General features: G+C 49.4%; 25 protein-coding genes. 17 read left to right on the top strand and 8 right to left on the bottom strand.

All coding sequences use genetic code 11. The features are described 5' to 3' along the window. Window positions 1-56: 56 nt before the first annotated feature. Both mrcB and hrpB read right to left on the bottom strand, forming a co-directional pair. Complete coding sequence (gene mrcB, locus ACJHX7_RS14515; protein WP_000918166.1) at window positions 57-2,591, bottom strand: bifunctional glycosyl transferase/transpeptidase; 2,535 nt, start codon at window positions 2,589-2,591, stop codon at window positions 57-59. A gap of 93 nt (window positions 2,592-2,684) precedes the next feature. Continuing rightward, window positions 2,685-5,114, bottom strand: coding sequence for an ATP-dependent helicase HrpB (hrpB, locus tag ACJHX7_RS14510; RefSeq protein WP_410231638.1), 2,430 nt, complete (start codon window positions 5,112-5,114; stop codon window positions 2,685-2,687). A gap of 73 nt (window positions 5,115-5,187) precedes the next feature. Here hrpB and thpR point away from each other — a divergent pair, with 73 nt between their 5' ends. From thpR to panC, 15 genes are all read left to right on the top strand, one after another. Next, window positions 5,188-5,718: an RNA 2',3'-cyclic phosphodiesterase gene (thpR, locus tag ACJHX7_RS14505; protein WP_089582840.1), complete on the top strand. Its 531-nt coding sequence runs from the start codon at window positions 5,188-5,190 to the stop codon at window positions 5,716-5,718. A gap of 14 nt (window positions 5,719-5,732) precedes the next feature. Next, a complete protein-coding gene (sfsA, locus tag ACJHX7_RS14500) occupies window positions 5,733-6,437 on the top strand; it encodes a DNA/RNA nuclease SfsA (RefSeq protein ID WP_000396050.1) in 705 nt (234 codons plus the stop codon). Between the two features lie 177 nt (window positions 6,438-6,614). Beyond that, complete coding sequence (gene dksA / locus ACJHX7_RS14495) at window positions 6,615-7,070, top strand: RNA polymerase-binding protein DksA (protein WP_001155227.1); 456 nt, start codon at window positions 6,615-6,617, stop codon at window positions 7,068-7,070. Window positions 7,071-7,136: 66 nt separating this feature from the next. Further along, a complete protein-coding gene (gene gluQRS, locus ACJHX7_RS14490; RefSeq protein ID WP_240090943.1) occupies window positions 7,137-8,033 on the top strand; it encodes a tRNA glutamyl-Q(34) synthetase GluQRS in 897 nt (298 codons plus the stop codon). A gap of 58 nt (window positions 8,034-8,091) precedes the next feature. Next, entirely contained in the window at window positions 8,092-9,489 is a 1,398-nt protein-coding gene (pcnB, locus tag ACJHX7_RS14485) for a polynucleotide adenylyltransferase PcnB (protein WP_010723084.1), read from the top strand. Continuing rightward, on the top strand, window positions 9,486-9,965 hold the full coding sequence (folK, locus tag ACJHX7_RS14480; RefSeq protein ID WP_000215148.1) for a 2-amino-4-hydroxy-6-hydroxymethyldihydropteridine diphosphokinase: 480 nt from the start codon (window positions 9,486-9,488) through the stop codon (window positions 9,963-9,965). The genes pcnB and folK overlap by 4 nt, the downstream gene beginning before the upstream one ends. A 370-nt stretch (window positions 9,966-10,335) precedes the next feature. Then, window positions 10,336-10,920, top strand: a complete 585-nt coding sequence (locus tag ACJHX7_RS14475) for a fimbrial protein (RefSeq protein ID WP_000038446.1) — start codon at window positions 10,336-10,338, stop codon at window positions 10,918-10,920. Between the two features lie 97 nt (window positions 10,921-11,017). Further along, window positions 11,018-11,758 carry a fimbrial chaperone gene (locus ACJHX7_RS14470; protein ID WP_000479540.1) on the top strand — a complete coding sequence of 247 codons (741 nt, stop codon included), beginning with the start codon at window positions 11,018-11,020 and terminating at the stop codon, window positions 11,756-11,758. A 46-nt stretch (window positions 11,759-11,804) separates the two neighbouring features. Next, window positions 11,805-14,393 carry an outer membrane usher protein gene (locus tag ACJHX7_RS14465; protein ID WP_410231642.1) on the top strand — a complete coding sequence of 863 codons (2,589 nt, stop codon included), beginning with the start codon at window positions 11,805-11,807 and terminating at the stop codon, window positions 14,391-14,393. Between the two features lie 16 nt (window positions 14,394-14,409). Continuing rightward, window positions 14,410-14,979, top strand: a complete 570-nt coding sequence (locus tag ACJHX7_RS14460) for a fimbrial protein (protein ID WP_024175789.1) — start codon at window positions 14,410-14,412, stop codon at window positions 14,977-14,979. 14 nt (window positions 14,980-14,993) lie between these two features. Continuing rightward, window positions 14,994-15,599 carry a fimbrial-like protein YadL gene (yadL, locus tag ACJHX7_RS14455; RefSeq protein WP_000837847.1) on the top strand — a complete coding sequence of 202 codons (606 nt, stop codon included), beginning with the start codon at window positions 14,994-14,996 and terminating at the stop codon, window positions 15,597-15,599. A gap of 26 nt (window positions 15,600-15,625) precedes the next feature. After that, window positions 15,626-16,222, top strand: a complete 597-nt coding sequence (locus ACJHX7_RS14450; RefSeq protein WP_000953151.1) for a fimbrial-like protein — start codon at window positions 15,626-15,628, stop codon at window positions 16,220-16,222. A gap of 35 nt (window positions 16,223-16,257) precedes the next feature. Next, the gene (locus ACJHX7_RS14445) at window positions 16,258-17,547 is read left to right on the top strand and encodes a fimbrial-like adhesin (protein ID WP_223718407.1); all 1,290 of its coding nucleotides are present in this window, start codon (window positions 16,258-16,260) and stop codon (window positions 17,545-17,547) included. Window positions 17,548-17,659: 112 nt separating this feature from the next. Further along, the gene (panB, locus tag ACJHX7_RS14440; RefSeq protein ID WP_094030004.1) at window positions 17,660-18,454 is read left to right on the top strand and encodes a 3-methyl-2-oxobutanoate hydroxymethyltransferase; all 795 of its coding nucleotides are present in this window, start codon (window positions 17,660-17,662) and stop codon (window positions 18,452-18,454) included. Between the two features lie 11 nt (window positions 18,455-18,465). Continuing rightward, window positions 18,466-19,317, top strand: a complete 852-nt coding sequence (panC, locus tag ACJHX7_RS14435; RefSeq protein WP_000905377.1) for a pantoate--beta-alanine ligase — start codon at window positions 18,466-18,468, stop codon at window positions 19,315-19,317. Between the two features lie 81 nt (window positions 19,318-19,398). On the opposite strand, the gene ACJHX7_RS14430 is transcribed toward panC, so the two are convergent. Both ACJHX7_RS14430 and ACJHX7_RS14425 read right to left on the bottom strand, forming a co-directional pair. Then, window positions 19,399-19,614 carry a hypothetical protein gene (locus tag ACJHX7_RS14430; RefSeq protein ID WP_000404119.1) on the bottom strand — a complete coding sequence of 72 codons (216 nt, stop codon included), beginning with the start codon at window positions 19,612-19,614 and terminating at the stop codon, window positions 19,399-19,401. Between the two features lie 68 nt (window positions 19,615-19,682). Beyond that, window positions 19,683-20,615, bottom strand: a complete 933-nt coding sequence (locus ACJHX7_RS14425) for an Rpn family recombination-promoting nuclease/putative transposase (RefSeq protein ID WP_000339917.1) — start codon at window positions 20,613-20,615, stop codon at window positions 19,683-19,685. Between the two features lie 273 nt (window positions 20,616-20,888). Here ACJHX7_RS14425 and panD point away from each other — a divergent pair, with 273 nt between their 5' ends. Continuing rightward, on the top strand, window positions 20,889-21,269 hold the full coding sequence (panD, locus tag ACJHX7_RS14420; RefSeq protein ID WP_000621515.1) for an aspartate 1-decarboxylase: 381 nt from the start codon (window positions 20,889-20,891) through the stop codon (window positions 21,267-21,269). 3 nt (window positions 21,270-21,272) lie between these two features. Here the strand turns inward: panD and ACJHX7_RS14415 are convergent, their stop codons facing one another. From ACJHX7_RS14415 to ACJHX7_RS14400, 4 genes are all read right to left on the bottom strand, one after another. Then, window positions 21,273-22,502, bottom strand: a complete 1,230-nt coding sequence (locus tag ACJHX7_RS14415) for a polysaccharide deacetylase family protein (protein WP_094030005.1) — start codon at window positions 22,500-22,502, stop codon at window positions 21,273-21,275. 63 nt (window positions 22,503-22,565) lie between these two features. After that, entirely contained in the window at window positions 22,566-23,006 is a 441-nt protein-coding gene (locus ACJHX7_RS14410) for a PTS sugar transporter subunit IIA (RefSeq protein ID WP_000901977.1), read from the bottom strand. Window positions 23,007-23,110: 104 nt separating this feature from the next. Beyond that, window positions 23,111-23,881, bottom strand: coding sequence for an ABC transporter permease (locus ACJHX7_RS14405; RefSeq protein WP_000972208.1), 771 nt, complete (start codon window positions 23,879-23,881; stop codon window positions 23,111-23,113). Then, on the bottom strand, window positions 23,878-24,804 hold the full coding sequence (locus tag ACJHX7_RS14400) for an ABC transporter ATP-binding protein (RefSeq protein ID WP_000150637.1): 927 nt from the start codon (window positions 24,802-24,804) through the stop codon (window positions 23,878-23,880). Before ACJHX7_RS14400 ends, ACJHX7_RS14405 begins: the two co-directional genes overlap by 4 nt. Before the next feature lie 108 nt (window positions 24,805-24,912). Between ACJHX7_RS14400 and can the strand changes: the two genes are divergently transcribed. Then, window positions 24,913-25,575 (top strand): carbonate dehydratase, encoded by a 663-nt coding sequence (can, locus tag ACJHX7_RS14395; RefSeq protein WP_000651599.1) that lies wholly within the window; start codon window positions 24,913-24,915, stop codon window positions 25,573-25,575. Window positions 25,576-25,592: the final 17 nt, after the last annotated feature.

The following is a 25,592-nucleotide window of genomic DNA, read 5'->3' as shown; positions in this document are numbered from 1 at the left end:
AGGGGATGTTATTTTACCGGATGGCAGCTCGCCATCCGGTATATCACGCTTAGACGTTAATTACTCCCAAACATATCTTTAATCCAACCGGCTACACCATCGCTGTCTTTCTGCTCTTGCTGAGCAGGTTGCTGTTGCGGCTGTTGCTGCGGCTGAGAAGACTGATCAAACGGATTGCCTGACGGTTGCTGCTGCATCTCACTCTGCTGGCACAGTGATTGCGGATCGCTGGTCCAGACCGGCAAGACACGCATGCCACCGCTGCAAACAAAGTTGCCGTCGTAGTCCACGCCCATATCTGCAATATCTTCTGGCGGAACAAGATTCAGCGGTGTTGGCGTCTGGTTAGCCAGATAACGCTGATAAATCGACATTGCCCCGCTGGCTCCATACAGTTTGGTCGGTTGGTTGTTATCACGGCCTACCCAGGTGATGGTCACCGTGCTGCCGTCAATGCCCGCAAACCAGGTATCTACGTTATTGTTGGTAGTCCCTGTTTTCCCTGCCAGATGCAGGTTCGGGTATTTCGCCCCAAGCTGACGCCCCGTACCACGTTGTACCACCTGCTGCATGGTCCATAGTGTCAGATACGCCGCCTGCGCCGGAACCGCGCGTTCCGCCTGCGGGAAGCTCTGATACAGCACTTTGCCATCTTCCGCAATTACCGAACGCAGCGCAGAAAGCGGTGCACGGTTACCGCCGCTGGCGATAGTCTGGAATGCCTGCGCCACTTCGATTGGCGTTAAGTTCAACGCCCCCAGCAGCATCGCCGGAACCGGATGCAGCTGATCTTTCGGTACGCCCAGTTTAATCCAGGTCTCCGTAACCGCAGGCAGCCCCAGCGCCATCCCCAGATTCACCGTCGGCACGTTCATCGAACGGGTCAACGCATCCACCAGCATCACTCTGCCACTTTCGCTATAACGACGGTCATCGTTCTGCGGTGACCAGACCTGGCCATTCGGCTGACGCAGCGCGATTGGCGCATCGGCAATCCACGTATTCAAACGATAGATTTTCGGCTGGCTTAAGGCAGTCAGATAAGTCGCTGGTTTTGCAAGGGAACCAATCGAACGACGCGCCTGCATCGCACGGTTGTAGCCCGCAAACTGCGGCTCAGAACCACCGACCATCGCACGAACTTCACCGCTAAAGCGGTCAACAACCACAATCGCGGTTTCAAGATCGCTCAACTTACGCTGTTTTTTCAGTGCCGGAATGCCTTCCACGGCGGCTTTTTCTGCCGCGTCCTGGGCCACCGAGTCAAAGGTAGTGAAGATCTTCACGCCGGAGAGATCTTTTACCTTATCGCCTAATTTAGCCTGAAGCTCCTGGCGCACCAGTTGCATAAAGGCTGGCTGAGGAGAGATCACCCCACCGCGCGGCTGAACACCCAGCGGACGTGCACTCAACATGTCATAGAGTTCTTGATCAATAATCTGTTGCTGTTGCAGCAGACGCAGTACCAGGTTACGTCGCTCCAGCGCCAGTTTCGGGTTACGCCACGGGTTGTAGATGGACGCCCCTTTCACCATACCCACCAACAGCGCCTGCTGATCGAGGCTCAATTCTTCTACCGGGCGACCAAAGTAATACAAGCTCGCCAGCGGGAAGCCGCGGATTTCGTTGTCGCCGCTCTGACCGAGATACACCTCGTTCATATACAGCTCAAGAATACGGTCTTTGCTGTAACGCGCGTCCATGATCAGCGCCATGTAGGCTTCGTTCGCTTTACGCCAGTAAGAACGCTCGCTGGAGAGGAACAGGTTTTTCACCAGCTGTTGCGTCAGCGTACTCGCGCCCTGCACCGTGCGTCCGGCGGTCAGGTTTGCCAGCACCGCACGTCCGATGGAGTAGAGACTGATCCCATCATGCTCGTAAAAATGACGGTCTTCTGTTGCCAGCAAAGTATCCACCAGCAGATCCGGGAAACCACTGCGCGGCACAAACAGACGTTGCTCACCGTTTGGTGAAGAGATCATAGTGATCAGGCGCGGATCAAGACGGAAGAAACCGAACTGACGGTTGTTCTCCATATTGACGATCGTCGCCAGATGATCGCCATCAAAGGTCAGACGTGCACGCACCTGCCCTTCTTTACTGTCCGGGAAATCAAACGGACGGCGGATCATCTCAATGCTGTTGGCCTGCACGGTAAATTCGCCAGGACGGGTCATTTTCGACACCTGACGATACTGGGTCGCCTCCAGCAGCTTCACCATCTCGTTCTTGCTGATGGTCATGTCTGGCTCAAGGTTGACCATCCGGCCATAAACTGCCGCGGGCAGTTGCCAGACCTTGCCATCAATACGGCTGCGAATTTTTTGATCGAGATAAACGCCGTAAATGGCGATCAGCACGGCAAAAACGATAGCCAGTTTTAGCAGCAGCCATAGCCAGCCGCGTTTGCCACGAGGCTTACGCCCTTTGCCTTTGCCCTTACCTTTGCGCGGCATCGGTTCTTCATCCTCATAGTCATCATAATCGTCGTAATCATCGTCATCTTCGTAACGACGACGGCTTACCTTTTGTTTGACCGGACGCGTCGGTTTCCCTTTGCGTCCAATTGGCTCGCGGTCATTCCCGGCCATGCTTTTTCTCCGCAATATTCAGGCGCAAAAGCCCGATTTTCTGTTCTTCTGTTGCAAGACAGAAGAAGATATCTCTCAAATTTACTTTGATCTTCACGAATACTTTTTCGTTCGTCGCGTTGGTGCGGTGTTTGCCGGGTCGTCCGGCCAGACATGTTTGGGATAACGCCCTTTCATCTCTTTTTGCACCTCACGGTACGCTCCTTTCCAGAAGGCGCTCAAATCACGCGTGATTTGCAGCGGCCTTTGGGCAGGGGAAAGTAACTCCAGCACCAGCGGCACGCGCCCCTGGGCGATCGTCGGATTGGTGGCCTCGCCAAACATCTCCTGCATTCTCACCGCCAGCGCGGGCGGGTTATCTTCATGATAACGAATGGCGATCCGGCTTCCCGTCGGCACAGTGTAATGCGCAGGCAATTCACTATCCAGACGTTGCTGCATTACCCAATCAAGTAATCCACGCAGTGCCTGATAAATATCGAGTGATTTCAAGCCGCGTAGCGAATGTACGCCTGTCATATGCGGCAGTAGCCACGTTTCCAGCGTCGCCAACAAACTTTCATCATCAACCGCTGGCCAGTCATATTCCGGCAACCACTTTGCGGCGCATAACAAACGCAAGCGTAGCTGTTCCGCTTCCGCCGTCCAGTTGAGCACGCTTAAACCTTTATCACGAATGCCGTTAAGCATCGCCTGATGCAACTCATCTTCCGAGGGTTTCGCCAGCGGTTGCACTTTTACCGTCAACTGACCGATTTGCAGTCGACGCCAGGCTTTCAGCGTACCTTGCGCGTCATCCCACTCCACGGTGTCCGATTGCTGTACCAGCTGCGGGCAGCGTTGTACTAACTCATCAATATCGACCGGTAGCGCCAGTAAAATCCGCGCATCCGGCGAGGCGCTGCCCTGCAATAATAACGGTGCGATCAACCATTCGTGGCGGCTTAGCGCATCGTCGGCATCGAGCATCGCCCCCATGCCGTTCGCCAGTTGATAGCGTCCATCTTGCCCACGGCGACGAGCAATGCGATCGGCATACGCTCTGGCAAGTAGCGGCGCGATAAGCGAACTGTCTGCCTCACCGCCGCGTACGTTTAAGCGTTTTAACAGTTGCTGACTACGTTGCTGCCAGGCGGGTTGATTGCGCGAAAACGCCACGCCCAGGTCACTATTGCCCATCCGTGGCGGCTCTTCGAGAATGGCGGCAATTTTTGCCGCGGTAGCAGCTTCGTCGTCGTTCTTCGCGCTAACCAGCATTGCCGCTAAACGCGGATCGTTACCCAGCGCTGCCATTTTTTGCCCTTGCGCACTAAGCCGTTCACCGTCCAGCGCCCCCAGCATCCGTAACAGGCGTTTCGCGGCCAGTAGATTCACCGTTGGCGGTTGATCCAGCCAGCTCATCTGCGCAGGATCGCTGCATCCCCATTGCAGTAATTCCATCAGCAAACCGGAGAGATCGCTTTGTAATATTTCCGGTTCACTTTGCGCCGCGGCGCGTTCGGCTTGTTCTTTGGCGATTAAATGCAGGCAGATACCCGGCTCCAGACGCCCGGCACGCCCGGCACGTTGCGTCATCGACGCCTGACTAACGCGTTGAGTAATCAACCGCGTAAGCCCTGTACGCGGATCAAAACGCGCCACCCTCTCCTGGGCACAATCCACCACCAGACGAATACCTTCAATGGTTAAACTGGTTTCAGCAATATTGGTCGCCAGCACCACTTTGCGCATCCCTTGCGGTGCCGGGAGGATCGCTTTTCGCTGATCGTTCAGCGACAACGCGCCATACAGCGGGCAGAGCAACACATCACTGCCGATGCGCGAAGCCAGTTGTTCCTGCACACGCTGAATTTCTCCGACGCCAGGTAAAAATAACAGTAATGATCCGCTTTCCTGACGCAGCATTTCGGCGGTGGATACCGCAACGGCTTCGTCAAAACGCTGATGCGCGGGCAGCGGTAAATAACGGCGTTCAACCGGAAACGAGCGCCCTTCTGAGATGATGACGGGCGCTTCTGGCAGCATTTGCTGCAAGCGGTCGTTGTCCAGCGTAGCCGACATAATCAGCAGTTTAAGGTCATCACGCAGACCTTGTTGCACATCGAGTAACAGCGCCAACGCCAAATCCGCCTGCAAGCTGCGCTCATGAAATTCATCAAGGATCACCAATCCAACACCGCTCAGTTCCGGGTCACGCTGGATCATCCGCGTCAGCACGCCTTCGGTAACCACTTCCAGGCGGGTATTCGGCCCGACGCAGTTTTGCGCACGCATCCGGTAGCCAACGGTATCGCCTGGCTTTTCGTTAAGCAGCTCCGCCAGTCGTTGCGCAACGTTACGCGCCGCCAGACGACGCGGCTCCAGCAGAATGATTTTCCCGTGAATAGCTGAATGCGCCAGCAGTTGCAGCGGCAGCCAGGTTGATTTCCCGGCCCCGGTCGGCGCACTTAATAACACCTGCGGTGCACCATCGAGGGCAGCAAGTAACTCAGGTAAGACGGCAGCAACGGGCAACGACGACACAAAACGCTCCAGAGGGTTAACATTCTTCGCGCCACATTGTAGCATCGCGGTAATTCATAACCGAGTGCCTCACATGTCTGAACCGCAACGGCTGTTCTTTGCTATCGACTTACCTGCAGAAATCCGCGAACAGATTATCCACTGGCGCGCCACACAGTTCCCACCTGAGGCGGGACGTCCGGTTGCCGCCGATAATTTGCATCTGACTCTGGCATTTTTAGGCGAAGTGAGCGCAGAGAAAGAGAAGGCGCTTTCTCTTTTAGCCGGACGGATTCGTCAACCTGGTTTCACACTCACGCTTGATGACGCCGGTCAATGGCTGCGTTCGCGTGTGGTGTGGTTAGGGATGCGACAGCCGCCACGCGGCTTAATCCAGCTGGCGAATATGCTCCGCTCACAGGCTGCCCGCAGCGGTTGTTTTCAAAGCAATCGTCCGTTTCATCCACATATTACCTTATTGCGCGACGCCAGCGAGGCGGTGACAATCCCGCCGCCAGGTTTTAACTGGTCGTATATGGTGACGGAGTTCACCCTTTACGCCTCCTCGTTTGCCCGTGGACGCACACGCTACACGCCGCTAAAACGCTGGGCGCTAACGCAATAACAAGGATTGTCGCAATGGAATTTTCTCCCCCTCTACAGCGCGCGACGCTAATTCAGCGTTACAAACGTTTTTTAGCCGATGTGATCACACCCGATGGTCGCGAATTAACGCTACACTGCCCAAATACGGGTGCGATGACCGGTTGTGCAACGCCTGGCGATACCGTCTGGTATTCGACTTCAGACAACACCAAACGGAAATACCCACACACCTGGGAATTAACTCAAAGCCAGAGCGGCGCAATTATTTGCGTCAATACGCTTTGGGCTAACAGGCTGACGAAAGAGGCTATCCTTAATGAATCAATTTCAGAACTGTCAGGCTATAGCTCGCTGAAAAGCGAAGTAAAATATGGCGCCGAACGCAGCCGTATTGACTTTATGTTGCAGGCGGATTCGCGTCCAGACTGCTATATTGAAGTGAAATCGGTTACGTTAGCGGAGAACGAACAGGGATATTTTCCCGATGCGGTCACTGAACGAGGTCAGAAACACCTTCGGGAGTTAATGAGCGTAGCGGCTGAAGGCCAGCGTGCGGTTATCTTTTTCGCCGTGCTGCATTCAGCCATTACACGGTTTTCACCCGCGCGCCACATCGATGAGAAATACGCGCAACTATTGTCAGAAGCTCAACAGAGGGGGGTAGAAATTCTGGCTTACAAAGCGGAACTTTCTGCCGAAGGCATGGCTCTTAAAAAATCACTACCGGTTACATTGTAGTAGAGTAAGTAACTGGTTAATTTACATTCTGGTCGCGTGCGCAAATACGCTTTTCCTCACACAGTTGTCAAGTGTTACGTTTAGATAATTGCTATCCGGAAAAGCATCTGCTATTTATAGCGGCCTCATTTTTCCCCCGAACATGGGGATCGATAGTGCGTGTTAAGGAGAAGCAACATGCAAGAAGGGCAAAACCGTAAAACATCGTCCCTGAGTATTCTCGCCATCGCTGGGGTGGAGCCATATCAGGAGAAGCCGGGCGAAGAGTATATGAATGAAGCCCAGCTGGCGCACTTCCGTCGTATTCTGGAAGCATGGCGTAATCAACTCAGGGATGAAGTCGATCGCACCGTTACACATATGCAGGATGAAGCAGCCAACTTCCCGGACCCGGTAGACCGTGCAGCCCAGGAAGAAGAGTTCAGCCTCGAACTGCGTAACCGCGATCGCGAGCGTAAGCTGATCAAAAAGATCGAGAAGACGCTGAAAAAAGTGGAAGACGAAGATTTCGGCTACTGCGAATCCTGCGGTGTTGAAATTGGTATTCGCCGTCTGGAAGCGCGCCCGACAGCCGATCTGTGCATCGACTGCAAAACGCTGGCTGAAATTCGCGAAAAACAAATGGCTGGCTAATTACAGCCGTTCCATCACGTTTACCACAGGCGGGAAATGCTCCCGCCTTATTTTTTGTTCAAAGAGATGACAGACACACACTATATTGGCCGCTTCGCCCCCTCTCCTTCCGGCGAGCTTCATTTTGGTTCTCTGATTGCCGCGCTTGGCAGCTATTTGCAGGCTCGCGCCCGGCAAGGTCGCTGGCTGGTACGCATAGAAGATATCGACCCGCCTCGTGAAGTTCCCGGTGCCGCAGAGACTATCCTGCGCCAGCTGGAACATTACGGCCTGCACTGGGACGGCGACGTTCTCTGGCAATCGCAACGTCACCACGCCTATCGCGAAGCACTCGCCTGGTTATATGAGCAAGGACTAAGTTATTACTGCACCTGCACGCGTGCGCGTATTCAAAGCATTGGCGGTATTTACGACGGTCATTGCCGGGATTTGCATCATGGACCAGACAACGCCGCAGTACGTATCCGCCAGCAGCATCCGGTCACCCAGTTTACTGACCTGCTGCGAGGCATTATTCACGCCGACGAAAAACTGGCACGGGAAGATTTTATTATTCATCGCCGTGATGGTTTGTTTGCCTATAACCTGGCGGTGGTGGTGGATGATCACTTCCAGGGCGTGAGCGAAATTGTCCGCGGGGCAGATTTGATCGAACCGACGGTGCGGCAAATCTCGCTGTACCAGCTTTTTGGCTGGAAAGTGCCAGATTACATTCATTTACCGCTGGCGCTTAACACACAAGGCGCTAAACTTTCCAAGCAGAATCATGCGCCTGCGTTGCCGAAAGGCGATCCGCGCCCGGTGTTAATCGCGGCACTTCATTTTCTGGGTCAGCAGGTAGAAACACACTGGCAGGATTTCAGCGTCGAGCAAATCCTTCAGTCAGCCGTCAAAAACTGGACGCTGACTGCCGTGCCTGAGTCGGCAATTGTAAATTCAACATTCTCAAATGCGTCATGCTGAGCTATGATTAGCCGCTATTTTTTGTCCTGAATGATGTTTGACACTACCGAGGTGTACTATTTTTACCCGAGTCGCTAATTTTTGCCGCAAGGTGCTAAGCCGCGAGGAAAGCGAGGCTGAACAGGCAGTCGCCCGTCCACAGGTGACGGTGATCCCGCGTGAGCAGCATGCTATTTCCCGCAAAGATATCAGTGAAAATGCCCTGAAGGTAATGTACAGGCTCAATAAAGCGGGATACGAAGCCTGGCTGGTTGGCGGCGGCGTGCGCGACCTGTTACTTGGCAAAAAGCCGAAAGATTTTGACGTGACCACCAACGCCACGCCAGAGCAGGTGCGCAAACTGTTCCGTAACTGCCGCCTGGTGGGTCGCCGTTTCCGTCTGGCTCATGTGATGTTTGGCCCGGAGATTATCGAAGTTGCGACCTTCCGTGGACATCACGAAGGTAACGTCAGCGACCGCACGACCTCCCAACGCGGGCAAAACGGTATGTTGCTGCGCGACAACATTTTCGGCTCCATCGAAGAAGACGCCCAGCGCCGCGATTTCACTATCAACAGCCTGTATTACAGCGTGGCAGATTTTACCGTCCGTGATTACGTTGGCGGCATGAAGGATCTGAAAGACGGCGTTATCCGTCTGATTGGTAACCCGGAAACGCGCTACCGTGAAGATCCGGTACGGATGCTTCGCGCGGTTCGTTTTGCCGCCAAATTGGGTATGCGCATCAGCCCGGAAACCGCAGAACCGATCCCTCGCCTCGCTACCCTGCTGAACGATATCCCACCGGCACGCCTGTTTGAAGAATCGCTTAAACTGCTACAAGCGGGCTACGGTTACGAAACCTATAAGCTGCTGTGTGAATATCATCTGTTCCAGCCGCTGTTCCCGACCATTACCCGCTACTTCACGGAAAATGGCGACAGCCCGATGGAGCGGATCATTGAACAGGTGCTGAAGAATACCGATACGCGTATCCATAACGATATGCGCGTGAACCCAGCGTTCCTGTTTGCCGCCATGTTCTGGTATCCACTGCTGGAGACGGCACAGAAGATCGCCCAGGAAAGCGGCCTGACCTATCACGACGCTTTCGCACTGGCGATGAACGACGTGCTGGACGAAGCCTGTCGTTCACTGGCGATCCCGAAACGTCTGACTACGCTAACTCGCGATATCTGGCAGTTGCAGTTGCGTATGTCCCGTCGTCAGGGTAAACGCGCATGGAAACTGCTGGAGCATCCTAAGTTCCGTGCGGCATACGACCTGTTGGCCTTACGAGCCGAAGTTGAGCGTAACGCTGAACTGCAACGTCTGGTGAAATGGTGGGGTGAGTTCCAGGTTTCCGCGCCGCCAGACCAAAAAGGGATGCTTAACGAACTGGATGAAGAACCGTCACCGCGTCGTCGTACTCGTCGTCCACGCAAACGCGCACCGCGTCGTGAGGGTACCGCATGACAGTGGCGTATATTGCCATAGGCAGCAATCTGGCCTCTCCGCTGGAGCAGGTCAATGCTGCCCTGAAAGCATTAGGCGATATTCCAGAAAGCCGCATTCTTGCTGTTTCTTCGTTTTACCGCACCCCACCGCTGGGGCCGCAAGATCAACCCGATTACTTAAATGCCGCCGTCGCGCTGGAAACCACTCTTGCCCCTGAAGAGCTACTCAATCACACACAACGTATCGAATTGCAGCAAGGTCGCGTCCGTAAAGCTGAACGCTGGGGACCGCGCACGCTGGATCTCGACATCATGCTGTTTGGTAATGAAGTAATAAATACCGAACGTCTGACCGTTCCGCACTACGATATGAAAAATCGTGGCTTTATGCTGTGGCCACTGTTTGAAATTGCGCCGGAGTTAGTGTTTCCTGATGGGGAGACGTTGCGTCAAATCTTACATACAAGAGCATTTGAAAAATTAAGCAAATGGTAATTTATTTATATTACGAATATAAATATTTTCTGAAAATCACACCGACTCTCTTTCCTTAATAACGATTTTAGTTTAAAAATTTTTTATAGAAACATAATATAAATTCCCGCTGAGAAATATCAATCCCATCGCCATACCCTAACTAATTGCACTTGTGAACTTAAATTTACTTAATCTTGAATTAAGTAAATTTAATTTGTTCAAAAGCTTCTAAAGTGCACAATAGGCAACCTAATGAACAATGGTTGTAAATTTTGGTAACAAACATCATTGCTCATTAATATCTAACATTTGTTTCTCTTATTTGTGTCATGAATAGTTACTCTTCAAACATGTAGTCTGACTAATGGAATTTTATTCAAGGATTTTTATGTCTAAAAAATTAGGTTTTGCCCTGTCTGGTCTTATGCTGGCAATGGTTGCAGGTACTGCTTCTGCTGGTCTGGACGGTGGTCAGTTAAATATCAGTGGTCTGGTAGTTGATAACACCTGTGAAACCCGTGTTGATGGTGGCAACAAAGATGGCCTGGTGCTTCTGCAAACTGCAACTGTTGCTGAAATCAGTGCTGGCGTACTGAATGACACCGTAGGTGCTAAAGCTAAACCTTTCAGCATCACCGTTGACTGCAGCAATGCAAACCCGAATCCTGGTAGCACCGCAAAAATGACCTTCGGTTCCGTGTTCTTTGGCAACAGCAAAGGGACTCTGAACAACGATATGTCTATTAACACGCCTTCTGACGGCGTAAATATTGCCCTGCACAATATTGATGGTTCCACTATCAAACAGGTTCAAATTAACAACCCAGGCGATATTTACACAAAAACGCTGGACGCTACGACTAAATCTGCAACCTATGATTTTAAAGCATCCTATGTCCGTGCTGAAGCAAGCCAGGCACCAACTGCTGGTTATGTTAAAACCAACACTGCATATACCATTACTTACCAGTAATCCTTCGTTAGATTCATAAACTGAATATCTATGGGAGTAACTTTCTTAATAGTGGAATGTTACTCCCTATTTTAATTAACTCTGTCGGGAATGGTTTATGTTTTTAAACGCTAAACATACTGCAGCTGTATGCTTCGCCACTTGTATGAGCTTAAGCGCATCGGCAATAGCAGATATCGTAATTTCAGGAACTCGCGTAATTTATAAAAGTAATGAAAAAAGCGTTAATGTTCGGCTGGAAAATAAGGGGAATAATCCGTTACTCGTTCAGAGCTGGCTGGATACTGGCGACGATAGTGCTGAACCAGGGAGTATTACTGTCCCATTTACCGCCACCCCTCCTGTTTCGCGAATTGATGCCAAACGTGGTCAAACTATTAAATTGATGTACACGGCTTCCTCACCGCTGCCAAAAGACCGAGAAAGTGTTTTCTGGTTTAACGTACTCGAGGTTCCACCCAAACCTGACGCAGATAAAGTCGCCAACCAGAGTCTTCTGCAATTGGCATTCCGTACGCGTATCAAATTATTTTATCGCCCGGAAGGTTTAAACGGACTGCCATCAGATGCACCCGCAGCACTGAAATGGTCATGGGCAACCTCTGCTGGAAAAACTGCATTGCGCGTCGCAAATCCGACACCGTATCACGTCTCATTCAGTAGTGGTGATTTAGTCGCCAATGGCAAAACCTACCCCCTGGATGTAAAAATGGTAGCCCCGCTGAGTGAAGAAACCTTCTACATAAAAGGCATGAGTGGTAAAGCAAGTTCTGCCAAAGTGCATTTCTTCGCCATAAATGACTTTGGTGGTGCAATTGAAGGCAATGCCAGCCTGTAACTAAATCAGGAATAAACGCAGCAGGAAGCACAACGTGTCCCGAAAAATCATAAAAACGCATAATAACAAACTTACATATATAGCCTCGTTTTGCGCATTGCTATTAAGCCCCTGTGCCATAAGCGCTGAACACGTTGAATATGATAATACCTTTTTGATGGGGCAAGATGCTTCTAACATCGACCTTAGTCGGTATACCGAAGGTAACCCTACCTTGCCCGGCGTGTATGACGTCAGTGTTTATATCAATGATCAACCGGTTATCAACCAAAGCATTTCCTTTATTACCCTCGAAGGTAAGAAGAATGCGCAGGCTTGTATCACCCTGAAGAATTTATTGCAGTTTCACATTAATAAACCAGATATAAATGCCGAGAATTCCATCCTTCTACAGCGCGAAGGCGAACTCGGAGATTGTCTTGATTTAGCAAATATCATTCCTCAGGCCTCGGTTCATTATGACGTCAACGATCAACGACTGGACATCAATGTTCCTCAAGTCTGGGTAATGAAGAATTACCAAAACTATGTTGACTCTTCACTGTGGGAAAACGGTATTAACGCCGCAATGCTAGCCTACAACGTCAACGCATATCACAGCGAAATTCCGGACAGAAAAAACGACAGTGTTTACGCCGCATTTAACGGCGGTATAAATCTGGGGGCATGGCGACTTCGCGCAACCGGCAACTACAACTGGATGACCAATGTAGGCAGTGATTACGATTTTCAGAATCGCTATTTGCAGCGCGACCTGGCCTCTTTGCGTTCACAGTTAATAGTGGGTGAGTCATACACAACTGGGGAAACCTTTGATGCTGTCAGTATTCGCGGTATTCGTTTATACAGCGACAGCCGAATGCTACCGCCTGCGTTAGCTAGTTTTGCGCCTATTATTCATGGTGTCGCTAACACCAACGCAAAAGTCACCATTACCCAGGGCGGGTATAAAATATATGAAACTACTGTACCGCCGGGAGCATTTGTTATTGATGATTTAAGCCCATCAGGCTACGGCAGCGATCTCATTATCACAATCGAAGAATCTGATGGCATAAAACGAACTTTTTCCCAGCCATTTTCTTCGGTAATTCAGATGCAACGCCCTGGTGTTGGAAGATGGGACATCAGTGCTGGTCAGGTATTAAAAGACGATATTCAAAATGAGCCAAATTTGTTCCAGGCCAGCTACTACTATGGTCTGAACAACTATCTTACAGGTTATACCGGTATTCAAATTACCGATAATAACTATACTGCCGGGCTGTTGGGCCTTGGCCTGAATACCGCGTACGGTGCGTTTTCAGTCGATGTAACCCACTCGGATGTGCAAATTCCGGACGATAAAACCTACCGCGGGCAAAGCTATCGCATCTCCTGGAATAAGTTATTTGAAGATACCAGAACCTCGCTCAATATCGCCGCTTACCGTTATTCAACCCAGAATTATCTGGGGCTTAACGATGCACTGACATTGATCGATGAAGTAAAACATCCGGAACAGGACCTGGAACCTAAAAATATGCGTAACTATTCACGCATGAAAAATCAGGTTACGGTTAGTATTAACCAACCCCTCAAGTTTGAAAAGAAAGACTATGGCTCATTCTATCTTGCCGGAAGTTGGTCTGACTATTGGGCGGACGGACAAAATAATACTAACTACTCCATTGGTTATAGTAACAGCGCATCGTGGGGAAGCTACAGCATTAGTGCCCAACGGTCCTGGAGCCAGGACGGCGGTAATGAAGACAGCATCTATCTAAGCTTTAGCATTCCTATCGAAAAGTTACTGGGTTCAGAACATCGCGACTCTGGTTTTCAGAGCATTGATACTCAGTTAAATAGTGATTTCAACGGCAGCAATCAACTCAGTATCAGCAGTAGTGGTTATAGCACCGAAAACCATATCAGTTATAGCGTCAATACAGGCTATTCGATGATGAAATCCAGTGATGATTTGGGCTATATCGGCGGATATGCAAGCTATGAATCTCCCTGGGGAACTCTTTCCAGTTCAGTTTCCGCAAGCAGTGATAATAGCCGTCAAATCTCATTTAATACCGACGGCGGATTTGTTTTACATAGCGGCGGCCTGACCTTCAGTAATGACAGCTTTAGCGACTCAGACACTCTGGCCGTTGTACAAGCGCCAGGAGCTAAAGGGGCGCGTATTAACTATGGTAATAGTACGATAGATCGTTGGGGATATGGTGTTACTAACGCGCTCTCCCCTTATCATGAAAACCGAATTGCACTCGATATTAACGGTCTGGAAAATGACGTTGAATTGAAAAGTACCAGTGCTATTACTGTCCCCCGCCAAGGGTCTGTTGTCTTTGCTGGTTTTGAAACAGTTCAGGGACAATCAGCGATTATGAACATCAAGCGAACTGACGGTAAAAACATTCCGTTTGCCGCAGATATTTATGACGAGAACGGAAATATTATTGGCAATGTAGGGCAAGGTGGTCAGGCCTTTGTTCGAGGTATAGAACAACAAGGTAACATACGTATCAACTGGCTTGACGACGGTAAACCTGTCACTTGCCTTGCTCATTACCAGCAGAGCGCAGCACCAGAAAAAATAGCGCAAACTATTATTCTGAATGGAATTAGTTGTCAGATTCAGTAACAACAGGGAATTTCACATAATGAGAATAACACTGCATAAATTGGCAATACTGACTGGATTATTTTTATCATCCTCTGTACTTGCAACAGACATTAATGTTGATTTTACAGCAACCGTAAAAGCATCAACTTGTAACATTACGTTATCAGGCGACAATGTCACCCCTGATGGGAGTGACACCTACACATTAACTTTCCCAGGAACTATTGGTCTGGACAAAATTGCAAATAAAACGACTCAAGCACAGGCGAATTTTAATCTGGTTGCCAGCGGTTGTACCACAGGCGTCAGCAAAATCAATACCAGGCTCAGTGGGAATGCTTCCGGAACTACTCCCGCATTAATTGTTCCACTCTCTTCTGACACTACATCAACAACTAATTATATTGGTATGGGTATAAAAGCACTTGGTGAAGATGATTCGACATTCTTAATCCCAAACAGTGCGCCGAGTTTTATTCCATGGGAAATTAGTGATACAGACAAAACTCTTGAACTGACCGTTGCACTGCGCGAAACCACGGCTGGCAGTGGTGTTCCTGGCGATTTCCGCGCCCAGGCAACTTTCAATTTCATTTATGAATAACAGGGATGATAATAATGAAATCTAAAACATTATGTTATGGACTACCCGCTGGTGTTTTTTTTGCGGCATCCCTATTCACCAGCCAATTGTTTGCAGCTACCGATAGCGTTAAGCTGAATGTTAAAGCAACCGTAGAGACGGGAACCTGTACCGCCAGCCTGGTGGATGACAATGATCAGCCTATTTCTGTTATTGCATTTGGGGATGCTTACATTCCTGAAATTGATGCCAAAACAAAAATTAAAATATTTAAGTTACAGTTTAAGGATTGTGCTGGTATTCCTAATAAAAAAGCACTCGTAAAATTAACTAAACGCGCAACTTGTGAAGGAGCAGCCAACGATGGGCCTGGTTTTGCAAACGGCTCCGCCGCTGCTGATAAAGCAAATGCTGTTGCGGTTGAAGTATGGAATACCACGACACCTGGTACAGACGGCAAGACTCAATTTAGCTGCGTAACACCAGTCGCTCAGGAAGTGAATATCTCCACTGCAACAGGAACTACGTCAGTATATCATCCTATGAGTGCACGCCTGGTGGTAGAGAAAAATAAAAGCAAAACCGACATCACTGCCGGTCCGTTTTCCGCACCTGCAACATTTTCTATCACCTATAACTAACAGGCCATTAAAGTCAGGGACCGATTATGCTTTCCTCTCAACTAAAAATTAAGATAAAAACAAGTCTGTTCCTGGCATTATTGTTTGCCACATCCAGTCCTGTATATGCAGGGCTGGATGTGGATATGGTTGCCAATATCAAGAACAGTACATGTAAAAGTGGCCTCAGTAACCTTGGTAATATCGACCTTGGTGTGGTTGGTGTGGATTATTTTTCTGGTAACGTCGCACCTGAAGATGATTATCCGGGTGGGAGAGAGTTCACTATCACTGTGACTGACTGCGCCATCCAGGGTTCTGGAAATGTGTTAAATCAGTTACATATTAACTTTAAACCGCTTAATGGCGTGATGGCGACAGGCTCTCAGCAAATTTTTGCAAATGAAAATGTCGCCGGCGCTCAAAACGTAGGTGTAGTAATATTTTCCACTCAGGACCCGGCTAATATATTTAATGTTCTTACCCCAGCGGGCAGTTCTCGTTCAATTTATCCGGTGATGACTGCTGATTTAAACAATTCATCCTGGAAATTCTATACACGGATGCAAAAAATCAACCCTGTATTAAATGTCATGCCCGGCCAAATCATAAGCCATGTATTAATTGATATTTACTACGAGTAACATACCAAAAACAAATTACTGCGACTATTACAGCAGTGGATGGTGGAGTGAAAATGAAGACATTCTTCAGATATTTTCTTTTTTTAATTCTGTGCTTGAGTTGTTATACCGCGAGTGCTGGCACTGATGATTTCGTAGGATATGTTGTTGGGAATAACTACGGCGTTGGTCCGTCAGATCAAAAATGGAGAGAAACCGGGCCAAATGGAGATGTGACAGTCGTGTTCAGGTATGGTACCAGTACAAATAATTTAGTATTTTATAAACCAACACAACTGGGTCCAACAGGGGTGAAATTACATTGGAGTCAGTTAGATACTGCTTCTGGCGGAGGCTTTCTTTATTGTAACAGAAGCAATAACACCAGTGGCGGGGCAATGCGTATCGAAAATGCAATGGTTGACTCTGGAAAAAGATATGGTAACCATAAACTATTCAATACATCTGTTCCCGGTTTGTATTATACAATATTAATTTCAAATATGTGGTCAGCTTACGGTACTGTAACTAACGTTAGTTCACCAGGAATATATATTGGTGATTCTGCAGAACAATATTTTTCATGGTACAACCCAAGCGAAAGCATATTATACCAAAGTTGTAACAATGCCAACACATCCAGCAAATATTGGGCTGTAGGCGGTATTTATCAAAATCTTACCATCGAATTTTATACAGATACCAACTTTGATCCAACAGTAACTCAACAAGTTTCATTATCGCGCTCATCAAACTATTTATATTCATTTAAAGCTTATGGTGCTGGTATCGGCATTAACGAACACAGCTATTTTCTTCGAGTTGATTTTGACCTACTAAATATTAAATTAAGTAATCCCACTTGTTTTACAGCTATGTTAAGTGGAACATCTGTTACTGGTTCTACGGTAAAAATGGGCGAGTATAGTGAAGCACAAATAAGAAACGGTGCCACACCGGTTCCTTTTGATATTTCACTTCAAAACTGCGTTCGTGTGACTAATATCGAGACAAAATTAGTTTCAACAAAGGTTGGTACTGAAAACAGGCAACTCCTTGGTAACACTCTCACAGGAAATGGCGCAGCAAAAGGCGTTGGGGTATTGATTGAAGGATTAGCAAACAGTAAAAGTGCCCTCATGATACTGAAACCTAATGATTCAACTTCTGTTTATAAAGATAATACGGGCCAGACGCAGAATAACGATTCAGATGCGATTTACCCGGAAGATGACGGTATAACGTATCCACTTCATTTCCAGGCTACATTAAAACAAGACGGGAATATTGCTATTGAACCCGGCGAATTTAAAGCCACCAGTACTTTCCAGGTTACCTATCCCTGATAACATTGTGGTGCCGTCTGGTAATGGCGGTGCCACAACAGAGAAATCATTGCCCCCACCAATGTGACTGATAAAATGCGAGACAGCACAACATCATTTATCAGGATTCGTTATGAAACCAACCACCATTGCTTCACTTCAGAAATGTAAGCAAGAAAAAAAACGCTTCGCGACCATCACCGCTTACGACTACAGCTTCGCGAAACTGTTTGCCGAAGAAGGACTTAACGTCATGCTGGTAGGCGATTCGTTAGGGATGACGGTTCAGGGGCATGACTCCACGCTACCGGTTACCGTTGCCGATATCGCCTATCACACCGCCGCTGTGCGTCGCGGCGCGCCAAACAGCCTTCTGCTGGCTGACCTGCCATTTATGGCGTATGCCACGCCGGAACAAGCCTTTGAAAACGCCGCAACGGTAATGCGTGCCGGAGCCAACATGGTCAAAATTGAAGGCGGTGAGTGGCTGGTAGAAACCGTACAAATGCTGACCGAACGTGCCGTTCCAGTTTGTGGTCATTTAGGCCTAACCCCACAGTCAGTAAATATTTTCGGTGGCTACAAAGTCCAGGGGCGCGGCGATGAAGCGGGCGATCGACTGCTCAGCGATGCATTGGCATTAGAAGCTGCTGGGGCACAACTGCTGGTACTGGAGTGCGTGCCGGTTGAGCTGGCAAAACGCATTACCGAAGCACTGGCGATCCCGGTTATCGGTATTGGCGCGGGCAACGTCACTGACGGGCAGATCCTCGTGATGCACGACGCGTTCGGCATTACCGGCGGTCATATTCCTAAATTCGCCAAAAATTTCCTCGCCGAAACGGGCGACATCCGCGCGGCTGTGCGGCAGTATATGGCTGAAGTGGAGTCCGGCGTTTATCCGGGCGAAGAACACAGTTTCCATTAAGGAGTGACGTTGTGTTAATTATCGAAACCCTGCCGCTGCTGCGTCAGCAAATCCGCCGCCTGCGTATGGAAGGTAAGCGCGTGGCGCTGGTGCCCACCATGGGTAACCTGCACGACGGCCATATGAAGCTGGTTGACGAAGCCAAAGCCCGCGCCGATGTGGTCGTCGTCAGTATTTTCGTTAACCCGATGCAGTTTGACCGCCCGGAAGATCTGGCTCGCTACCCACGCACCTTGCAGGAAGACTGCGAGAAGCTAAACAAACGTAAAGTGGATCTGGTTTTCGCTCCCTCGGTAAAAGAGATCTATCCGAACGGTACAGAAACCCACACCTATGTCGATGTTCCAGGCCTTTCCACCATGCTGGAAGGTGCCAGCCGTCCAGGACATTTTCGCGGCGTATCGACCATCGTCAGCAAACTGTTCAACCTGGTCCAGCCGGACATCGCCTGCTTCGGTGAAAAGGATTTTCAGCAACTGGCACTGATCCGCAAAATGGTTGCCGATATGGGCTTCGATATTGAGATTGTCGGAGTGCCGATTATGCGCGCGAAAGACGGTCTGGCGCTCAGTTCCCGTAACGGCTATCTGACGGCGGAACAACGTAAAATTGCGCCGGGTCTCTACAAAGTCTTAAGTTCAATTGCCGACAAATTGCAGGCTGGCGAACGGGATCTCGATGAAATTATTGCTATTGCCGGGCAAGAACTGAATGAAAAAGGTTTCCGTTCCGATGATATTCAGATTCGCGATGCCGACACCTTGCTGGAAATCTCTGAAAACAGCAAACGAGCGGTGATTCTGGTAGCCGCCTGGCTTGGCGATGCTCGCCTGATCGACAACAAAATCGTCGAACTGGCGTAATATTTAACTGGCGCTACGGCTGATGGCGCCAGTTATTCATTGCCACGTCATTTGTAAGCGATTATTCATAATGCAGACTAGTTAGTTAGAGTTAATTAGCTTATCAATCTCTGCAAGAGGTAAATTTGCCAACTCTGCAACGTCTTCCCGAGACATTCCTTTACTCAGAAGACGCTGGGCCAGTCTTACCTTCTGGAGTCCCTCTTTATATCCCTTCTGAAATCCCTTCTGAAATCCCTTCTCTTCAAACCACTGCGCTAACGTCTGCCTGGTTTCTCTCCGTGTCTTTATTTCCATATGTTCCCTTGATTATCTGGTCAGTTAACAATAACAATTATCTGGCTATAACTGATAATGCAGATAACTTAGCTAATCAGCTTATCAACCTCAGCAAGAGGTAAATTTGCCATCTCTGCAACGTCTTCCCGAGACATCCCTTTACTCAGAAAACGCAGGGCGAATTCCTGTCTTACTTCCTGTCTAACCTCTTGTATTACCTCCTGTCTTACCTCCTGTCTTACCTCCTGCCTTTCCTCCTGTCTTCCCCTCTCTTCAAACCACTGCGCCAGCGTCATCATAGACTCCCCTCCCGTTTCCCTGTCTCTCAGCACACCATAAAACAAATCCGCTTGTTCAGTATGACCGCGTTGCAGCATATAGTTTTGCATGGCAACTAACTGACTTCCGCTAGTGTACCCTTCGTCAATCAGCGTGACCAGTTGCTCCAGCAATAACATTAAGTCGCGCTGGCGAATATGTTTTTGCAGTAGTTCGAGAATCGCAATCCGCCGATGTTGCATGATTTCGTCATCCGGTGTGATGGTGATATCCACCAGCGGGAAAGGGTTGTTGTAAACGCGTCGCGCCAGCTCCGGCGAGTAAAACATATCAAACCAGCACATTGAGAGCGGATAAGGTGTGGCCTCGCCCTGATAAAACAGAATCGGCACCACCAGCGGCAGCTTATCGTGATCCGCCTCCAGATGCCGGTGCATGGCGGCAATGGCATAGCGCATCATGCGAAAGGTCATTTTCTTATCCGGCTTGCTTTGATGTTCAATCACCACATGCAAATAACCGGGATTGCCCTGCATTTGCACGGAATAGAGCACGTCAGTGCTGTGCCCTTTCAGGCTTTCTTCAATAAAACTCCCCGACTCAAGATGCAGCGTGTCGAGGTCACACAGTTCGCGTAGCTCCGCTGGCAAATGGATATCCAGAAAGTCGCGAGCCGTTTCCGCGTGCATTAAAAATTGTTTAAACACCGCATCATGCGGTGTGGTACTCGGTGCATCCATCTTCCCTGCCTTCTGTGTTGTCTTGCGTGAAGGCAGTATCCAGTCAAGGCGCGCCGTCGTCAGCCGCCTCTTTAGTGTTTACCGAGCAGCGTTCAGATAAATTTCAATTGGTTACAGGCATTACATGGCACGCTTCGGCACGGTTCGCAAACTGCTGATGCAAATGCCGTCAGATGAGTAGACACTAAACAAAAATCGGGCAATACTGCGTGAGAATTTCCTCAAAGCAGGCATCGCCTGCTTCGTTAACGACAGGGTAGAAAGGTAGAAGTTATGATTCGCACGATGCTGCAGGGCAAACTCCACCGCGTGAAAGTGACTCATGCGGACCTGCACTATGAAGGTTCTTGCGCCATTGATCAGGATTTTCTTGACGCAGCCGGTATTCTCGAAAACGAAGCCATTGATATCTGGAATGTCACCAACGGCAAGCGTTTCTCCACCTATGCCATCGCGGCAGAGCGCGGTTCGAGAATTATTTCTGTTAACGGTGCGGCGGCCCACTGCGCCAGCGTCGGCGATATTGTCATCATCGCCAGCTTCGTCACTATGCCGGATGAAGAAGCCCGTACATGGCGACCCAACGTTGCTTATTTTGAAGGCGACAATGAAATGAAACGTACCGCGAAAGCGATTCCGGTACAGGTTGCCTGATTGTTATCCCTGCGGCTGGTTACTCACCAGCCGCGACATCGTCTCCAGCGAATCCGTTCTTAAGATATAAAGTCGTTTTAGTAACAACGGATTATCCCCCGGTTTTACTTTGCCTTTCATGGTCGTCACCGCCAGGTGAAATCCGGCTTCTTTTGCTGCCTTCACGGCTTTGTCATTAAATCCGCCAAATGGATAAGAAAGATACAAAACATGTGGATTAAATTGCGCCAGAGCGCGGCGTGAACGTGCAAAATCAAACAGAATATTGTGCTCACTACGGCTCAGCAATATAGGCCGCCGATAACCATCTATCCGATGCAAAAAATGAGTATGTGACTGGAAATCAAATACATCGCGAATTTCGTTAAGTTCAGAAACGCTCATAAATTGCAGCGATTTTGGGTTCCATTTCTGCGGGTGACGTTTGATGCGCGAGGTAACAATAAACGCCGTCGCCTTCATACCATATTGTTTCAACACAGGATACGCATAGCGGCTCACCGACTTGAGGCCATCATCAAAGGTAATCACCACTGCTCGCGCAGGGAGATTGCTCTTATTCTTCACGTAACCTTCCAGCTGCGCCATGCTCAGTGTCGCGTATCCCCTGTCGCGCAGCCAGGCCATCTGGTTATTGAAAGCGCGTACCGAGGTGGTCGTCGAAGTATGGCGAAAACGGGTGTTTTCTTCGTCGCGCAAAATATGGTGATAGGTTAGCACCGGCAGGCCATTATCGGGTTGGGCATCCAGCGCGCTGATATAGGCCAGTCGATCGCCAATACGGATCTGATACCAGGTTTGATTTAACCTGTCTTTCAGTTTATGCAAAATCGGGTAGCGCAAATTGTCCGCCAGTACTCCAAATGGCGCACTGCCCACACTCGGTGCGTTATAAACCGGTGTATCTTTCCAGGTTATTAAGTTCTGATTACTCAGCGGCTTGTTGAGGTCACCCAAACCATCTTCAACTTTTTGTCGCCCCTGAACCGGCTCGAGATGGCCTTTATCGATAAACCCTTTACCAAAGCCAAAATTAAATGCGTAATAACTTGCGGCAGTGGGCTCCACGGCAATGATTTGCCCGGCCCGAATATTCCCTACCGTCACCATTTTGTCGCCAATTTGCGCCCAGACCGCGGCATTTTCGATGGTTTGCATATAACGGGCAGGTAATGCGGCACTGACGCTTGCGGTAAACAGCATCAGCAGGAGAATAACAGCTTGTTTGTACATGAAAAAATAACCGAGGGTGAAACAACGCTTTTATTGTAGCAAAAGCGTCATCAGGATCGCGGGTTAATACTCATACAAATTATGTTTGAGGACGAAAGGCGGATTTTTTTGTTGTTGGTGCCAAAGACTACTGACCTCCGGCGCACCCAGTTCGACAATTCGCTCGCGAAACTCAGCGCTGGATAATGTTTCACGGTAGGCCAGCATCTGTTCAACTAACGGTAACGTTACCCCAGAAATCACTTCACAGCGGGAGTGTTTGTGGCTTAATAGCGAAGCCACGCGGTACGGCGGCGCTCCGGCAATATCAGTTAAAAAGATCACCCCATCGCCAGAGTCTGCTTCATGCAGAGCATCGCACATCATACGGCTGAGCATATTAGAACTTAATCCGCGCCAGAAATTCACGGCCCGGCACTGAAGAAGCGCCCCGTGTTTTTTCTCCAGCGCATCCAGTATCTCTTGCGCCCGATCATCGTGACAGGTAATAACCCAACCTAGCATCGCCTTCCTCCTTAGCCGAAAATCAGTCTACCCTGACCATGGTTGATAAAGGGTGATAGTCGTCAAAACTCCTCTCCCCCGAATCCAGAGGAGAGGAAATAGCCTTAGCTACGCAGACCACGCCCACGTTGGATCAGCGACCAGCAAATCAAATAAAACGCCACAATAAAGACCACCAGTACGCCAAAGGTAGTGACCAGCGGCACATCATTGATACCGAGGAAGCCGTAGCGGAAACCACTGATCATATAAACGATCGGGTTCAGGTGCGACAGTCCCTGCCAGAACGGCGGCAGCAAAGTCAGGGAGTAAAAGACCCCGCCCAAATACGTAAGTGGCGTTAACACAAAGGTTGGCACCAGGCTGATGTCATCGAACGTTTTGGCAAACACGCCGTTCAGCAAACCCGCAAGGGAGAATAGCACCGCAGTGAGCACCAGGGTTAAGGCAACGAATACCCACGAATGCACCTGAAACGGCACAAAGAACAGCGAAATTGCTGTCACCAGCATGCCAACAAGCAGACCACGCGCCACGCCACCACCGACATATCCGGCAATAATGACATGAGTCGGAACCGGCGCTACCAGCAGCTCTTCAATATTACGCTGGAACTTGGCACCAAAAAATGATGAAGCGACGTTGGCGTAGGCATTGGTGATTACCGACATCATGATCAGCCCCGGCACGATGAACTGCATATAGCTGAAGCCATGCATATCGCCGATGCGCGAACCAATCAGGTTACCGAAGATAATAAAATAAAGGGTCATGGTGATGACCGGTGGCACCAGCGTCTGCACCCAGATACGCATAAAGCGATGGATCTCTTTCGCCCAGATGCTTTTTAGCGCCACCCAGTAAAGATGCATCATGCGCGATCTCCTTGTTTTTCATTAACCAGTGAAACAAACAGCTCTTCCAGACGGTTAGCTTTGTTACGCATACTTAATACCTGAATGCCCTGCTCACTTAACTGCGTGAATACGCTGTTTATCCCCTGCTCACGCAACACTTCAACTTCCAGCGTAGCGGTATCGACCAGTCGATACTGATAGCCATCGAGCTTCGGTAACGGACTTTTCGGCGCGAGATCGAGAATAAAGGTTTCCGATTTCAGCTTCGCCAGCAGCGCCTTCATCGAGGTATTTTCCACCAGTTCGCCGTGCTGAATAATGCCGATATTGCGGCACAGCATTTCTGCTTCTTCCAGGTAATGCGTGGTGAGAATGATGGTGGTGCCTTTGTCGTTTAAATCCTTCAAAAAGCCCCACATTGAGCGGCGAAGTTCAATATCCACGCCTGCGGTCGGTTCGTCGAGAATCAGTAGTTTAGGTTCATGCATCAGCGCGCGGGCAATCATTAAACGGCGCTTCATCCCACCAGATAGCATACGCGCACGTTCGTTACGTTTTCCCCATAAATCGAGCTGTTTAAGATACTTTTCGCTGCGGATGTACGCTTCTTTACGCTCCACACCGTAGTACCCCGCTTGATTCACCACAATTTGCTGCACGGTTTCAAACGGGTTGAAGTTAAATTCCTGCGGCACCAGTCCCAACTGACGTTTAGCGTTCACGACATCCTTCTCGAGATCGTAACCAAATACGCTGACCCGCCCGGAGGTTTTATTTACCAGAGAGCTGATAATACCGATAGTGGTTGATTTCCCGGCCCCGTTCGGCCCGAGAAGCGCATAAAAATCACCCGCTTCGACCTGCAAATCGATTCCACGAAGCGCCTGAACGCCGCCTGGATAGGTTTTTTTAAGCTGTTGAAGTTCCAGTGCAATGGTCATAAATTTTTACTTACCTTACGTTCTTACACTTTATCTGTGGTTTAAATCGTCCCGGAGTTGCCCTATATTAGCCAAACGTAATTATTTGGTTACAGGTCGTTAACCTCCATGAAAGACATAGATACACTCATCAGCAACAATGCACTATGGTCAAAAATGCTGGTGGAAGAGGATCCCGGGTTTTTTGAGAAACTGGCGCAAGCGCAAAAACCGCGCTTTCTATGGATTGGATGTTCCGACAGTCGCGTTCCTGCAGAACGTTTAACCGGTCTTGAGCCGGGCGAACTCTTTGTTCACCGTAATGTTGCTAACCTGGTCATTCACACCGACCTGAACTGCCTTTCCGTGGTTCAGTATGCAGTGGATGTTCTCGAAGTTGAACACATTATTATCTGTGGCCACTACGGTTGCGGCGGCGTACAAGCCGCAGTTGAAAACCCGGAACTGGGGCTTATCAACAACTGGCTGCTGCACATTCGCGATATCTGGTTCAAACATAGCTCATTGCTTGGCGAAATGCCGCAAGAGCGCCGTCTGGATACCTTGTGTGAACTGAACGTCATGGAACAGGTGTATAACCTGGGCCACTCCACTATTATGCAATCAGCGTGGAAACGCGGGCAGAAAGTCACCATACACGGCTGGGCCTACGGCATTCACGACGGCTTGCTGCGTGATCTGGATGTCACAGCGACTAACCGCGAAACCCTTGAGCAACGTTACCGTCACGGGATCTCCAACCTCAAGCTGAAACACGCCAACCACAAATAAAAATGCCATGCCGGATG

It is taken from the genome of Escherichia sp. WS1451 (genome assembly GCF_046487365.1).
GTDB lineage: Bacteria > Pseudomonadota > Gammaproteobacteria > Enterobacterales > Enterobacteriaceae > Escherichia > Escherichia coli.
Note: the sequence above shows the minus strand (reverse complement) of the source record. Positions and strands in the feature narration are given on the sequence as shown.

Excerpts from the sequence above, each read along its gene's own strand:
- mrcB (WP_000918166.1), bottom strand. The coding sequence starts at position 2,591 with ATGGCCGGGAATGACCGCGAGCCAATTGGACGCAAAGGGAAACCGACG.
- thpR (WP_089582840.1), top strand. The coding sequence starts at position 5,188 with ATGTCTGAACCGCAACGGCTGTTCTTTGCTATCGACTTACCTGCAGAA.
- sfsA (WP_000396050.1), top strand. The coding sequence starts at position 5,733 with ATGGAATTTTCTCCCCCTCTACAGCGCGCGACGCTAATTCAGCGTTAC.
- dksA (WP_001155227.1), top strand. The coding sequence starts at position 6,615 with ATGCAAGAAGGGCAAAACCGTAAAACATCGTCCCTGAGTATTCTCGCC.
- gluQRS (WP_240090943.1), top strand. The coding sequence starts at position 7,137 with ATGACAGACACACACTATATTGGCCGCTTCGCCCCCTCTCCTTCCGGC.
- folK (WP_000215148.1), top strand. The coding sequence starts at position 9,486 with ATGACAGTGGCGTATATTGCCATAGGCAGCAATCTGGCCTCTCCGCTG.
- ACJHX7_RS14475 (WP_000038446.1), top strand. The coding sequence starts at position 10,336 with ATGTCTAAAAAATTAGGTTTTGCCCTGTCTGGTCTTATGCTGGCAATG.
- ACJHX7_RS14470 (WP_000479540.1), top strand. The coding sequence starts at position 11,018 with ATGTTTTTAAACGCTAAACATACTGCAGCTGTATGCTTCGCCACTTGT.
- yadL (WP_000837847.1), top strand. The coding sequence starts at position 14,994 with ATGAAATCTAAAACATTATGTTATGGACTACCCGCTGGTGTTTTTTTT.
- ACJHX7_RS14450 (WP_000953151.1), top strand. The coding sequence starts at position 15,626 with ATGCTTTCCTCTCAACTAAAAATTAAGATAAAAACAAGTCTGTTCCTG.
- panB (WP_094030004.1), top strand. The coding sequence starts at position 17,660 with ATGAAACCAACCACCATTGCTTCACTTCAGAAATGTAAGCAAGAAAAA.
- ACJHX7_RS14430 (WP_000404119.1), bottom strand. The coding sequence starts at position 19,614 with ATGGAAATAAAGACACGGAGAGAAACCAGGCAGACGTTAGCGCAGTGG.
- ACJHX7_RS14425 (WP_000339917.1), bottom strand. The coding sequence starts at position 20,615 with ATGGATGCACCGAGTACCACACCGCATGATGCGGTGTTTAAACAATTT.
- panD (WP_000621515.1), top strand. The coding sequence starts at position 20,889 with ATGATTCGCACGATGCTGCAGGGCAAACTCCACCGCGTGAAAGTGACT.
- ACJHX7_RS14415 (WP_094030005.1), bottom strand. The coding sequence starts at position 22,502 with ATGTACAAACAAGCTGTTATTCTCCTGCTGATGCTGTTTACCGCAAGC.
- ACJHX7_RS14410 (WP_000901977.1), bottom strand. The coding sequence starts at position 23,006 with ATGCTAGGTTGGGTTATTACCTGTCACGATGATCGGGCGCAAGAGATA.
- ACJHX7_RS14405 (WP_000972208.1), bottom strand. The coding sequence starts at position 23,881 with ATGATGCATCTTTACTGGGTGGCGCTAAAAAGCATCTGGGCGAAAGAG.
- ACJHX7_RS14400 (WP_000150637.1), bottom strand. The coding sequence starts at position 24,804 with ATGACCATTGCACTGGAACTTCAACAGCTTAAAAAAACCTATCCAGGC.
- can (WP_000651599.1), top strand. The coding sequence starts at position 24,913 with ATGAAAGACATAGATACACTCATCAGCAACAATGCACTATGGTCAAAA.